This is a genomic window from Hyphomicrobium sp. (assembly GCF_036780825.1).
In the GTDB taxonomy this organism is placed as follows: domain Bacteria; phylum Pseudomonadota; class Alphaproteobacteria; order Rhizobiales; family Hyphomicrobiaceae; genus Hyphomicrobium_C.
Window position 1 is genome coordinate 1 of the sequence record NZ_DAIQCD010000028.1, and the last position, 13,415, is coordinate 13,415.

Annotated in this window: 13 protein-coding genes and 1 pseudogene; 3 read left to right on the top strand and 11 right to left on the bottom strand. The window is 63.0% G+C overall.

Features of this window, described 5'->3' with window-relative positions; genetic code table 11:
- From V7P99_RS11240 to coxB, 9 genes and pseudogenes are all read right to left on the bottom strand, one after another.
- A pseudogene (locus tag V7P99_RS11240) lies at positions 1–326 on the bottom strand (threonine synthase); the annotation flags it as partial.
- Between the two features lie 416 nt (positions 327–742).
- On the bottom strand, positions 743–1,510 hold the full coding sequence (locus V7P99_RS11245; RefSeq protein WP_333794912.1) for an SURF1 family protein: 768 nt from the start codon (positions 1,508–1,510) through the stop codon (positions 743–745).
- Between the two features lie 2 nt (positions 1,511–1,512).
- Positions 1,513–1,908, bottom strand: a complete 396-nt coding sequence (locus V7P99_RS11250; protein WP_333794913.1) for a DUF983 domain-containing protein — start codon at positions 1,906–1,908, stop codon at positions 1,513–1,515.
- Positions 1,909–2,000: 92 nt separating this feature from the next.
- The gene (locus V7P99_RS11255; protein ID WP_333794914.1) at positions 2,001–2,960 is read right to left on the bottom strand and encodes a cytochrome c oxidase subunit 3; all 960 of its coding nucleotides are present in this window, start codon (positions 2,958–2,960) and stop codon (positions 2,001–2,003) included.
- A 222-nt stretch (positions 2,961–3,182) separates the two neighbouring features.
- Positions 3,183–3,842, bottom strand: a complete 660-nt coding sequence (locus V7P99_RS11260) for a cytochrome c oxidase assembly protein (protein ID WP_333794915.1) — start codon at positions 3,840–3,842, stop codon at positions 3,183–3,185.
- A gap of 20 nt (positions 3,843–3,862) precedes the next feature.
- Positions 3,863–4,033, bottom strand: a complete 171-nt coding sequence (locus V7P99_RS11265) for a hypothetical protein (protein ID WP_333794916.1) — start codon at positions 4,031–4,033, stop codon at positions 3,863–3,865.
- Between the two features lie 11 nt (positions 4,034–4,044).
- A complete protein-coding gene (locus V7P99_RS11270; RefSeq protein ID WP_333794917.1) occupies positions 4,045–4,974 on the bottom strand; it encodes a heme o synthase in 930 nt (309 codons plus the stop codon).
- A gap of 171 nt (positions 4,975–5,145) precedes the next feature.
- Entirely contained in the window at positions 5,146–6,765 is a 1,620-nt protein-coding gene (ctaD, locus tag V7P99_RS11275; protein ID WP_333794918.1) for a cytochrome c oxidase subunit I, read from the bottom strand.
- A 97-nt stretch (positions 6,766–6,862) separates the two neighbouring features.
- Positions 6,863–7,768 (bottom strand): cytochrome c oxidase subunit II, encoded by a 906-nt coding sequence (gene coxB, locus V7P99_RS11280; protein ID WP_333794919.1) that lies wholly within the window; start codon positions 7,766–7,768, stop codon positions 6,863–6,865.
- Between the two features lie 860 nt (positions 7,769–8,628).
- Here coxB and V7P99_RS11285 point away from each other — a divergent pair.
- A complete protein-coding gene (locus V7P99_RS11285) occupies positions 8,629–9,237 on the top strand; it encodes an invasion associated locus B family protein (protein WP_333794920.1) in 609 nt (202 codons plus the stop codon).
- A gap of 170 nt (positions 9,238–9,407) precedes the next feature.
- On the opposite strand, the gene V7P99_RS11290 is transcribed toward V7P99_RS11285, so the two are convergent.
- Both V7P99_RS11290 and V7P99_RS11295 read right to left on the bottom strand, forming a co-directional pair.
- The gene (locus V7P99_RS11290) at positions 9,408–9,905 is read right to left on the bottom strand and encodes a hypothetical protein (RefSeq protein ID WP_333794921.1); all 498 of its coding nucleotides are present in this window, start codon (positions 9,903–9,905) and stop codon (positions 9,408–9,410) included.
- Between the two features lie 633 nt (positions 9,906–10,538).
- The gene (locus V7P99_RS11295) at positions 10,539–10,829 is read right to left on the bottom strand and encodes a hypothetical protein (RefSeq protein WP_333794922.1); all 291 of its coding nucleotides are present in this window, start codon (positions 10,827–10,829) and stop codon (positions 10,539–10,541) included.
- Between the two features lie 233 nt (positions 10,830–11,062).
- Here V7P99_RS11295 and bioB point away from each other — a divergent pair, with 233 nt between their 5' ends.
- Positions 11,063–12,142: a biotin synthase BioB gene (gene bioB / locus V7P99_RS11300; protein ID WP_333794923.1), complete on the top strand. Its 1,080-nt coding sequence runs from the start codon at positions 11,063–11,065 to the stop codon at positions 12,140–12,142.
- Positions 12,115–13,248, top strand: a complete 1,134-nt coding sequence (locus tag V7P99_RS11305) for an 8-amino-7-oxononanoate synthase (RefSeq protein WP_333794924.1) — start codon at positions 12,115–12,117, stop codon at positions 13,246–13,248. Before bioB ends, V7P99_RS11305 begins: the two co-directional genes overlap by 28 nt.
- The last annotated feature ends 167 nt before the right edge of the window (positions 13,249–13,415 follow it).

A 13,415-nucleotide genomic window follows, 5' to 3' on the forward strand; every position in this document is an offset into this window, starting at 1 on the left:
AGCGTCGGCCCGTGGAACAGCTCGAGCACCCAGCGGTTGCGATCGATCTGCACGAGCGGCGTCACCGCGGGGTGGCCGAAACGGCCGTAGGCTTCGCGGGCCATGGCAGCGAGATCCGCCTTATCGAACGAGGTGTCGGCGAACGGCGCCAGAACCTCCGCGGCCACCTCCGCGAACGGCCAGCCCGCAAAGGAAGCAATGATCTCGGGCGAGAAGCTCGGCCACGTGCGCGGTACATAAAGGCCGCCGTCGCGCGCGAGCCCGGCGAGCAGCACGTCCTCGAACGTGAGGGAAGCCGCCTCACCGCGGGTAGAGATATACGTCACTAGCCTGCAGTCCTGGGTTGTATGGCCGTGGTGGAGCCAGGGCCTGTCTGAACATGAGAAGTCTATACCTGATCGCCGCCGCATGTCGCTGTAAAGCCCGGCGGATGCGGGCCTTAGGGGCCGTGCCCGAAATCCACTCGCATCCAGGACGATCTCTAAGCTTTTGTTTCCGCTTCTTCTTCCCGGAAGTCCGGTTCACGCTTCCGGAAAACGCTCCTGAAAGTTCCAAGCGAAAGCGCGTCTTGGCTGATGGAATTGGATCAGAGGCTCTGCTCTTTGGCGAGACCTATGTGTCCGCTTCTGCGAGATAGGGTCAGAAGCGATCATGGTCTAGAGCGGGACCAGTTTTCGGGAAAGAAGCACGAGAAAACAAAAGCCTAGAACCGTTCTCCGATTCCATTCAAATCGGAACGGCTCTAGAGCCGCGCCGGATCTCCGTCTCTGATCCGCGTCCGGGCAAAGACTACGAATACGGCGATGAGCGTGACCGCGAGTCCGAACCACGTCAGCGCATATTCGAGGTGGCGGTTGGGGATGTCGAGACGGGTGACACCTCCGCGCGGCCAGCCGCCGGGGTTCGCCGGCTCAGCCGCCGCATCGACGAAGAACGGCAGCACGCGGGCCCGGTCCACATCCGCGGGAAGCGACGCCGTCATCGCCGCGAGATCCCGCCAGTAGAACATGTTGTGCGCCGTGTCCGGCTCGGGCGCGAACCAGCCTTTGCTCGCGGGTTTGCGGATGAGACCCTGCACCGTCACCTCGCCTTGGATCTCTCCCTCGGAGCGGCTGCCGGGGTTCTTCAGCCGGTCCGGCACGAAGCCCCGATTGACGAAGAGAATGTGTCCGCCCTCGGTTTCGAGCGGCGTATAGACATGCCAGCCGCTTTCGCCCTCCCCGGGCGCGAAGAGCAGGCGTTCGTCCTGATGCCGGAAGCGCCCGGTGACGGAGACCGGCCGATACTCCCGCCCGACAAGTTCCTTCCAGGCCTCGGCCGGATGCTCGAGCGGAACCGGTGGCTTGCCGAGCCCCTCGTTGATCTGCGCGATGAGGTCTTCCTTCCAGGCCAGGCGCTCAAGCTGCCACACGCCGAGTCCGATCAAAATCGGCAGTGCCGCCAGCGTGAACACGGCCGGCCAAATCAGGCCGCGCAGCCAACTTGCTCTCACCGTTTGTCCATCCGCCATCGTCAATCCTGGGCGAGGCGCCCTTGCTCGGCTTTGTTCACCCACTGCAACGCGATGAGAATGGCCTTGAGGAACCGCAGCAACAAGAGCGCGAGCAGCGGCGTAATGAGCCCCCAGAGCAGTGCGTGCACCCAGACCTTTGGCTCATAGCGGAATTCAACGAACAGCGCCGCACCTAGCACCACGAAGCCGAGGATAAGGATCGCGAACACGGCCGGCCCGTCGCCCGTATCGATAAATCTGTAGTCCAGCCCGCAATCGCTGCAACCGGGTCTAAGCATGAGCCCTTTGTGGAACAGCCGCCCGCCGCCGCACCGCGGACACCGTGCCAAGGCTCCGGTAACGAGCGGGTGTATCGCGCCGTCGTCGCGCGGCCCCTGCCTATCGTGTTCCGCCATGGCGGCGCTCCTCGAAAGGGCAAAGGGGCCGGGCTCAAGTCCCGACCCCCTGGCCATTTTGCGTCAAGCAACAACGCGCGCGCACTTAAATTCTAGTGCACCGCACCCGCGTTAGGGCCTGCACCCCACACGTAGATCGACGCGAACAGGAACAGCCAGACCACGTCGACGAAGTGCCAGTACCAGGCAGCCGCCTCGAAGCCGAAGTGCTGCTTCGGCGTGAAGTGGCCCTTCAAGGCACGCAGCAGGCACACGGCGAGGAAGATGGTGCCGATGATGACGTGCCCGCCATGGAAGCCGGTCGCCATGTAGAACGTTGCGCCATAGCCATGGCCACCGAACGTGAAGGCGGCGTGCATGTACTCGTAGGCCTGGAAGCAGGTGAAGATGAAGCCGAGAGCCACCGTGGCGGCCAGGCCGAGCACGAGGCCGCGGCGATCGTTCTTCAGCACGCAATGGTGCGCCCAGGTCACCGTGCAGCCCGACGTGAGCAGGATCAGCGTGTTGACCAGCGGAATGCCCCAGGGATCGAACGTGCCTTTGAAGTATCCGTCGGCCGGAGCACCTGTGGCCGGCACGACGGCGTCCGTCGAATCGACCGGCACCGGCGGCCACACGCCGCCGAACAGCTCGTTCCGCTGCACGAGGCCGAGCGCTTCCTTAACGTTGTCGAGCGTATAGACGCCGCCGGGAAACAGGGCGAAATCGAAATAGGCCCAGAACCAGGCCACGAAGAACATGACCTCCGAGGCGATGAAGAGGATGATGCCGTAACGCAGATGGAGTTGCACGACGGGCGTGTGATCGCCGCGCTGCGCTTCGATCACCACGTCACGCCACCACATGGCTGCAACGGTGATGACGCAGGCTGCACCGAGATAGAACACCCAGGAGCCGTGGACGCCGAACAGCCCGGCCGCGCCCTCTCCGAGCGAGCGCATCCAGATGATACCGCCGATAGCCAGCACCAGCGCCGACAGCGCGGCCAGGATCGGCCACGGGCTCGGGTCGAGCAGGTGGTAGTCGTGTTGCTTGCCGTGCGCTTGGGCCATTTTCGTCTCCGTCAGTCCCCGTTCGTTTGCTTCCCCGGCCGCAGCGCGGGCCGGCCTGGCAATGACGCCGCAGCCGATCGCTACCCCGACCCGTCCTTTTGCCCGGATTGCTTGTGCTCCGGGATCCGTTCGATTCTGCCGCGTCCGGCCTAAGCGGCTGGCAGGAGGGCGGCAGCACCGTCAAACTTCGTCGGCTCGTCCTTCCTAGCGAGGCGCAAGCCGTCAACCTCCCTGTCGCGCTCCTTCTCCAGGCTCGGATCCCGCTGGCGCTTCGGCCTTGGCGCCGTCGTTCACGGGATAGAACGTGTAAGAAAGCGTGATCTCATTGATCACCCTCGCATTCCGATCCTCGGCCATCGCGGGATCGATGAAGAACGACACCGGCATATCGATAGTCTCGCCGGGCGCGAGCGTCTGCTCGGTGAAGCAGAAGCATTCGATCTTGCTGAAGAACCCGCCGACGTTGTCGGGCGAGACGTTGAAGGTGGCGGTTCCCTTGACCGTTTGGTCGGACGTGTTGTGCGCCTTGTAGAAGGCGAGCACGCTTTCGCCGAACTTCACATCCATCGTGCGCTGCACCGGCTCGAAGGTCCAGGACATGCCGCGCGTCACATGGGCATCGAAGCGAACCGTGATCGTGCGATCGAGCACTTTGTCCGGCAATTTCGCAGCCCGCACGGGAATGCCGGAGAAACCGGTGACTTGGCAGAACAGGCGATAGAGCGGCACGGCAGCCCAGGTCATCGCTCCCATAGCGAGCAATGCGCCGAGGCACACCAGCACGACACCGCGGTTCGAACCCCGGTGGACAGGATCCGGGCGCGGCGCAGCGGCGGAAGCGCTGGCGTCCCGATGATGGTCTTGTCCTTCCGGTGTGGTCACGGTTACTCCTCCATTCGCAGCTAGCGGCTGCCCATCTTCACGATCGAGGCCGCATAGAAGAGAAACACCAGGAATGCCAAGCCGAGTGCGATGGCAACCGACCGCAGGCGCTGGCGTTTGAGGCGTTTCGCCTCCTCTTCCACATCGGGCGCTTCCTCTGTTTCGTGTCGTTCCACGTCGATAAGGCTCATGCGTCTGACTTCTAGATCAGCTTGAGCGCGAGATGCTCGCCGAGCAGCACCGCGAACAGCAGGAAAAGATAAAGCACCGAGAAGCCGAACAGCTGCTTGGCAGCATAATCCGCCTCGCGGCCTTCCCTCACCCGCCACACCTTGAAGGCCAGGTAGAGGAAAATCAGCCCTAGCACGACCGAGACCGCCGCATACGCCACCCCACCGAGCCCGATGAAATACGGCGCCACAGCAAGCGGCACGAGCGCGAGTGAATAGAGCAGGATCTGCCGCCGCGTTTCGTCTCCACCGGCGACGACCGGCAACATCGGCACGCCGACACGCTCGTAGTCGCGGCAACGGTAGAGGGCGAGCGCCCAGAAATGCGGCGGCGTCCACATGAAGATGATGAGGAACAGGAGCACGCTTTCCACGCTCACCGTTCCTGTTACCGCGGCCCATCCGATCATCGGCGGGAACGACCCGGCCGCGCCGCCGATGACAATGTTCTGCGGCGTGCGCCGCTTGAGCCACATGGTGTAGAAGAAGATGTAATAGGCGATCGTCAGCGCCAGCAGCGCGCCCGCCGTCCAGTTGACGAGCACGCCCAGCGTCAGGACCGACATCACCGAGAGTATCGAGCCGAAGGTCAGCGCTTCGCCCGCCGTCACGCGGCCCCGCGGGATGGGACGCGCGGCGGTGCGCGCCATGCGGGCATCGATATCAGCATCATACCACATGTTGAGCGCGCCCGAGGCACCGGCTCCGACCGCGATGGCGATGATCGCGATGACGGCCAGCACGGGATGCAGCGTGCCAGGCGCAGCGAACAGACCCGCGAGCGAGGTGAAGACCACGAGCGACATCACTCGGGGCTTCATCAGCTCGAAAAAGTCGCTAACGGAAGGCTCCGCTGCGGGAACGGAGTGGGCGAGCACGCCCTCTGCAGTCGATCCAGTCATAGTCTCCCCATGGCCGTGCAGCAGGTTTGTCCCGCTCGTTATGATCCGCAGTTCTCTGTCGCGGTCCGAGGGCGGAGGCGGGCGAAACAAGGCCCGCCGCCGCTTTTTTCAGTGCACGTCTCCGCACGGGGCGCACATGGCGCGCTGCGCCCGCCCCGTACGATCTCGCCCTTAGTGGTGCGAGCTCGCCGAGATACGCGGCAGCGTCTCGAACGAATGGTACGGAGGCGGCGACGAGAGCGTCCACTCGAGCGTCGTGGCGCCTGCACCCCACGGGTTGTTGCCGGCCGGCACCTTGCGTGCGAACGCGACGGCCAGGCCAATGAAGAAGCACAGCGTTCCGACGGCCGTCATGTAGGAGCCGATCGACGACACGTGGTTCCAGAATTCAAACGCATCCGGATAGTCCACATAGCGGCGCGGCATGCCGGCGAGGCCGAGGAAGTGCTGCGGGAAGAACAGCACGTTGGCACCCACGAAGGTGATCCAGAAGTGCAGCTTGCCCCAGAACTCAGAGTACATGTAGCCCGTCATCTTCGGGAACCAGTAGTAGTAGCCCGCGAAGATCGAGAATACGGCGCCGAGCGACAGCACGTAGTGGAAGTGCGCCACCACGTAGTAGGTGTCGTGAAGCGCGCGGTCCACGCCTGCGTTGGCGAGCATGACACCCGTGACGCCGCCGACGGTGAACAGGATGATGAAGCCGAGGGCCCACATCATCGGCAGGCGGAACTGGATCGAGCCGCCCCACATCGTAGCGATCCACGAGAAGATCTTCACGCCCGTGGGCACCGCGATGACCATGGTCGCGAACACGAAATAGGCCTGCGTGTTCACCGTGATTCCCGAGGCATACATGTGGTGAGCCCACACGATGAAGCCGACAAGGCCGATCGCAACCATCGCGTACGCCATGCCGAGATAGCCGAAGATCGGCTTACGCGAGAAGGTCGAGATGATGTGGCTGATGATGCCGAAGCCCGGCAGGATCATGATGTAGACTTCAGGGTGCCCGAAGAACCAGAACAGATGCTGGTAGAGCACCGGGTCGCCGCCACCCGCTGGCGAGAAGAACGTCGTGCCGAAGTTGCGGTCGGTGAGCAGCATCGTGATGGCGCCTGCAAGCACCGGCAGCGAAAGCAGAAGCAGGAACGCGGTGATCAGCACGGCCCAGGCGAGCAGCGGCATCTTGTGCAGCGTCATACCCGGAGCGCGCATGTTGAAGATCGTCGTGATGAAGTTGATGGCGCCGAGGATCGAGGAGGCGCCGGCGATATGGATCGAGAGGATCACAAAGTCGACAGAGGGCCCTGGATGTCCCGAAGTCGATAGTGGCGCGTAGACTGTCCATCCGGTGCCGGAACCGGTCATCCCCGTCGGCCCTTCCACGAACATGGAAATGATGAGCAGCGTGAACGCGACCGGCAGGAGCCAGAAGGAAATGTTGTTCATGCGCGGGAACGCCATGTCCGGCGCACCGATCATCAGCGGCACAAACCAGTTGCCAAACCCGCCCATCGTCGCGGGCATGACCATGAAGAACACCATGATCAGGCCGTGGGCGGTGACGAACACGTTGAACGCGTGCGGGTTGGAGAAGTACTGCATGCCCGGCTCTGCGAGCTCGAGGCGCATGGCGACCGACAAGGCACCGCCGACGATCCCGGTGATCATCGCGAAGACGAGGTACATCGTGCCAATGTCTTTGTGGTTGGTCGAAAACAGCCAGCGGCGCCACCCTGTGGGGGCATGATCATCGTGGCCGGCGTGTGCTGCTGTGGTGCTACCCATTGTTCGAACCTTTGTTGACCTGGGTGTTTCCGTTCCTTGGTTTCAGAAGGCTTTGCAGCCTCTAGAGGACGCGTGTGCGTCTGACGGGCGCGCTCGCTCAGCGCGGCGCGGCGTCCGCCACAGGCCCGACACCGGCCTGCTCCAGCGCGACCTTCTCGATGATCTCGCGCGCCTTCTTACGATCCTTCGCCTGCATGGCGCCGGACCACTCGCCGAAGACCTCTTCGGATACGACACGGACCGCTATGGGCATGAACGCGTGGTTGAGGCCGCAAAGCTCGGAGCACTGGCCGTAGAAGATGCCTTCTTTCTCGGCCTGGAACCACGTGGAGGTCACGCGGCCGGGAACGGCGTCGATCTTGGAACCGAACGAGGGCACCGTCCAGCTATGGATCACGTCGTTTGAGGTCACAAGTACGTGCACGACCTTGTTGACCGGGACGACGACCTCATTGTCAACAGCAAGCAGCCGCGGCGCCGGGATCCCCTTTGCCACCCGCTCGGCCACTTCATCGTCCGTCAGCATGTTGGAGGTGACGTTGAAGTTGCCCTGGTCCGGATATTCATGCTCCCAGAACCAGGAGTTGCCGATCGCCTTGATCGTGAGATCGGGCTTCGGATACGTGTACTGGTTCATGAGCAGCTTGAAGGACGGGATCGCAATGACCACCAGGATCAGGATGGGAATCACGGTCCAGGCGACTTCGAGAAGCGTGTGATGCGTGGTGGAGCTGGGGGAGGGACTGCGCTTCTCATTGAAGCGGAACATCACGTAGGCGAGCAGGATCATCACAAACAGTGCGATGGCGATGATGATCGTATTGGTCAGGTCATGGAAGGCATGCAGCTCGTGGGCGATGGGCGTCGCCGCTTCTTGCATGCCCAACTGCCTCGGAGCCGGCTGCCCCAGGCCATTCGCGAGCACCATCCCCGGGGCAATTAGCAGGGCCACCAACCCTGCCAGCGCCATTCGAGGCACGTACGTGTAAATCCTGTTCAGCATAAAACCACTCCCCGATCCTATCCCGGCCTGATGCCGGCCTCTCCCTGACTTCGGACTCTCGATCTTGTCGATCGTTATCTGCCGCAACTGACGGCGGGATCATCCGCCCTATCGCTCGCGTTGTACTGACCGCCCCGAGCCTGCCACAATTATGGCAGCGTCTCCCAACAGACAGCACAACCGTCAAAGGCTGCTCAAGTCAAGTTTCGTGCGTCATAACCACGCGTTGCTTCTCCGGCGAATGACACGCAGGCGTTTTTGCGCTGCACCAGACTTCCGGCTTTGCGAGCGGGATTGCCGGTTGCATCCATCTCGCTCGTTCGGGCCCGGCGGAGCGTGACGACTTGGCCGCCTTCCAATTTTGGCCGTTTTCCTTGCGGAAACCGATGCTGGGTCTCAGGGAGAAGTGCTCGTCTCGAACGTAGAAGACCTCCTTTGCGTGGCGAGGCGCTTCGAGTGGGATGAGCCATCGGAATACTGCCGAGACGACGCTCACCCGAGCGATCAAGGAAATTTGAGTGCTGTCGCCTGACCGTTCGAAATGCGAGAAGGCATGACGGCTGCACGCAAGAGTTTGGGATGCGCACATCGGAAACGCGAATCAGTCTCTGGATTGAGCGCGGGAGCGGAGCGACGAACCGATCCGCCCGGCGGGCATTCCCGCACGTTTGAGACGAAAGACCAGGACGCTGCATCGGCCGCCAGACACAATCGGCTGCTCGTGCGCTCGAACGCCACCTAAAGCCGTTCCGGTTTAGGCGGAATCGGGGAACGGCTCTAAGTGTTTATTTCATCGTGCTTCTTTTCGGAAAACCGTTTCCACTTTTCCGGAAGCACTCTAGCGAGGATCTTCCGAGGCCATGTCACGCTGCTCCGGCCCATCCCCACGGCTCACATGCATCGGCCGCAGCGCAGCAGGGCGCTTCGTGGGCGTTACCTTCGCGGTCCTGGCAGCAGGATTGGCGGGGTTGGCTGGGGGCACGGGCGCTCTGGCACAGGATGCCACCGAAGCCCGGGAAGCCGCCCTCCAACAGCATTTCGGCGGCGAGGTGAAGGGCCAGTACGGCGACTGGCAATACGTATGCAAACCACCGCCACCAGGCGCGAAGAACGAAGCCTGCGCCCTCGTGCAGAGCGTCACGGCCGAAGATCGCAAGAACGTCGGCCTCACGATCTATTTTCAGAAGTTTTCGAACGGCACGAAGGTGCTGCGCGTGTTCGCACCCGTCGGCGTCCTTCTTCCTCCGGGCATTGGCCTCAAGGTGGATGGCGCCGACATCGGACATGCCCCGTTCCTGCGCTGCCACACGTTTGCGTGCTACGCCCAGGTGACGGTCGAGGACAAGCTGGTCGAGCAGTTGAAGACCGGGAAGACAGCGATTTTCATCATCTTCCAGACCGAAGAGGCTGGAATCGGAATTCCGATTTCACTCGAGGGCTTTGACAAGGGCTTGGCGGCGCTCGAGTAGGACGCTTGCGCTCACGCTGCTTCGGAACGCGATCGTCTGAACAAGATGGAGCGCGCTTGAGCGCATGCGGACTCATAGCGAAGCCAGCCACGAAGCCCGTTACCCTGTGCGGAAACGAGCAATGCCGTTCACGCTCGCGAGCGCGCGCTTGCACGCGCGGAGGCGGCCGATCAAGCGACGCGACGCTGGCCAATGGCCTCCTGCCGCATCGGCGCGTCGACGTCCCTATCCTTGCTGCCGCTGAAATTGATGTAATCACGCTCCGCCCGCTCGCTCTCGGTCTCACCGAAGACGTCCAGCGGTGACCAGGCATCGAAGATCCGGCGGTAGCCTTCAGTGTACTGCTCCGTCGCCGTCCGCCAGAAGGCGAGTTGCTCATTGACGACGTCATACGGCGTACGGCACTGCGCCAGCCGCGGGCCGATGTGCATGTAGGCCTGCGTTCTTTTATTGACGAGCGCGGACCATGCGAGTTGTGAGCGCATCAGGGCCTTGAATGGCGCACCCATCCGCTGCGAGAGATCGTGCACGCCTGTTTGCGCCGAGAAGGGATTGGCGACACCGCAGGCCTGGCTGGTGCGCTCGAAAAACGACGCATAGACGTCGAACAACGGTCCGAAGGGACCGAACGTTTTGGAATCGAATTCCGGCTGATGATCCGTTCCCATCGCTTCAACTCCCTACTCCGATCCGGCAGCTCTGCCGAACCTTTGTCTACATTCGTCAGCGTAGACACAGCATGTCGAGAAAGCAATTGATCAAGAACAATCGGCCATCATGAGGATGATGGCGAAACGTCGATAAGTATATCGCGTTCAATACACGCAGCGGGTCCATCTCGCTGGCACATCTCATTCAAATACTTGTCACGGTCCGTGTTACCTGAGAGCGAGCGGGATCGGCCAACCAAAGTTGATGGCAGGCAATTTCTCGGTTTTCTTCTTTTCCGGAGTGTCGTCTAGAGGCGCAGAGAGGCGGGAAGCTTGTGACGCGAGCCTCCCGCCCGATGTCATGCGCGATCAGCGCGTTGCGCGAACTATCAGCCTCATCAAACAGCTCGCGCTGTTTGGTCCCATCATGGACCGGAAGACACTCGAGAACGTGAACCAGTCTCTCAAACAAAGATCTCGAGTACGTTCGCCCCGCAACGGCGGGTCCATCAAGCGTGAACGTGCTCGAGAGTGCTTCCGGAAAAATGGGAACCGGTCATGGCGAAGCCGTGCACTTATGGTGTCCGAGAAGAAGCACGAGGATACATAAGCTTAGAGCCGTTCCCCAATTCCGCTTAAACCGGAACGGCTCTAGGTCGCGAACTTGGACTTGAGGAAGCCGAGCACGAGCGCCGTCACGGCACCACTGACGCCGCCGGTGGCAAATCCGCCCAAAATCGCGTTGATGTCGAGCCCCGAGGCAGCCGCGGCCGTACCCAGCCCGAGAAGCTGGCCGAGCAGCTGCCCGCCAATGCCGCCCCCGATTGCGCCGGCGATCGTGTTGCCGATCGTCCCGAGGGTATCGTTCTTAGTTGCGGCTGCAGCGGCATTGCCGCCGACCGCACCGCTCACAGCCTGGATGAGAAGTGATGTAAGGTCCATCTTGATCTCCCCAATGCAATCGACGTGCTCCGACGATCAGAGCAAATCGAAGCAAGCATTGACGAGATTTCCTCAGCCTTGAGTCGAGCGCAAGCGATGATTGGCTCTGGAAGATCGACAATCCAAAGAAGAGGCCGCGGAGACACGCCCTCTCGAGCGGCCAAATAGAACCTTGCAGTCCAGTGCCTTCGCAGTGCAAACATCATCTTGAAGCAACGACGAGAGAGCCTTCGATGAACGTGCACGTCATTCCGACGCCCGCTTCCGCCGCGGACCCGGTCCGCCATGACTGGACCCGCGCCGAGGCGCAGGCCATCCATGACCTGCCGTTCAACGACCTCTTGTTCCGCGCGGCGAGCGTCCAGCGCCGCCATTTCGACCCGAACAAAGTCCAGCTCGCGCGCCTGCTCTCCGTCAAGACGGGCGGCTGCGCGGAGGATTGCGGCTACTGCAGCCAGTCGGCGCACCACGCCTCCGGCCTCAAGGCCACCAAGCTAATGGAGGTGGAGCGTGTGCTCGAGGAAGCCCGGCGCGCCAAGGCGCAGGGCGCCACGCGCTATTGCATGGGTGCCGCCTGGCGCCAGCCGAAAGCTCGCGACATGGAGGCCATCGTCGCTATGGTCGAAGGCGTCAAGGCCCTCGGCATGGAGACCTGCATGACGCTCGGCATGCTCTCCGATGAGGATGTCGGGAAGCTCAAGGGCGCCGGCCTCGACTACTACAATCACAACATCGATACCTCGGAGCGTTACTATTCCGAGATCATCAAGACACGCACCTTTGCAGACCGGCTCGACACGCTCGCACGCGTGCGCGACGCGGGCATCAAGGTCTGCTCGGGGGGCATCGTCGGTCTCGGCGAGACCATCGAGGACCGCATCGACATGCTGGTGACACTGGCGAACCTCGACAAGCATCCCGAGAGCGTGCCGATCAACATGCTGATCCCCATTCCCGGAACGCCGCTCGAAAATCGCGAGAAGGTCGATCCGATCGCCTTCGTGCGCATCATTGCGCTCGCACGCATCATGATGCCGGCATCGTTCGTGCGTCTCTCTGCGGGCCGCACCGAGATGAGCGAGGAAACGCAGGCGCTCTGCTTCTTCGCCGGCGCCAACTCGATCTTCTGCGGCGACACCCTGCTCACCGCCGACAATCCGGGCGAGGACAAGGATCAGGTCCTGTTCCAGAAGCTCGGCATCGAGCCTCTCGCCCTTGATGGCGAGACCGATGAGGCCGGCGCCGCTCAGGATACGGATCACGCCGGCTGCGGCTCAGATACGACATGTCAGCCGGCCACGAGCGGGCGCTGAGGGCACTCGAGCGCCGCGGGCGTCTGCGCGCGCTCGCGCCTCGCCGCGGCATCGATTTCGCATCCAACGATTATCTGGGCCTTGCCGCCTCACCTGAGCTCGCAGAGGCTGCCGCCAGCGCGCTCGATCGCGGCGTGGCCTTGGGCGCCGGCGGCTCGCGCCTACTGCGCGGCAACGATCCGGAGCACGAAGCACTCGAAGCCGAAGCGCAAGCCTTCTTCGGCGCTGAAAGCTGCCTCTATTTCGGTGGCGGGTTCATCGCCAACTACGCGCTTTTTTCCACGCTGCCCGCCCGCGCCGATCTCGTCGTCCACGACGCACTGATCCACGCCAGCGTCATCGATGGCATGCGCGCCGGCAAAGCCACCGTCACAGCCGCCACCCACAACGACGCCCAGAGCTTCGACGACGCCATCGCCCGCTGGCGGGCGGCGGGCGGCACGGGGCGCCCTTGGATCGCCGTCGAAAGTCTCTACTCCATGGACGGCGACCGCGCCCCGCTCTCCGACCTGATCACGGTCACGCGCCGCCACGATGGCTATCTCGTCGTCGACGAGGCGCACGCCACGGGCGCTCTCGGTCCGGACGGGCGCGGCCTCGCCCACGATCTGGAGGGCGCACCCGACGTCATCTCGCTTCACACCTGCGGCAAGGCGCTCGGCGTGAGCGGCGCACTCCTGCTCGCTCCACGTCTCATCCGCGACTATCTCATCAACCGGGCGCGCCCCTTCATCTATGCGACGGCGCCGTCGCCGCTGATGGCCGCCACTGTGCGCGCCTCTCTCGAGATTGTTCGCCGAGATGCTCCTCGTCGCGAGCGGCTTGCACGCCTCGTCGCCTTTACCGGAGAGGAGCTTGCGCGCCGCTCAGGGATCTCTCCCTCCGGCTCGCATATCCAGCCGGTCATCTTGGGCGCCGACGAGCGGGCCGTCTCCGTCGCCCGCGCCCTCATCGACGAGGGATTTGATGTGCGCGCGGTGCGCCCGCCGACCGTTCCCGAAGGCACGGCGCGCCTGCGCATCTCACTCACCCTCAACGCCGGCGAAGAGGCCGTTGCGCGTCTCATCGATACGCTCGCGCCCCTGCTGAACGAGACGGCGGCATGATCGAAGCCAAGACGAACGCATCCTCCCCCTGGCGGGGAGAGGTTAGGGGTGAAGGGAACCCAGGACCCCAGCCGTTGGGGACCCCCCCCCTCCCAGCCTCCCCCACAAGGGGGGAGGAGTCGTGGCCGGTGCCGCGTCGCAAGCACACCCAACGCGTCTTCTTCCGG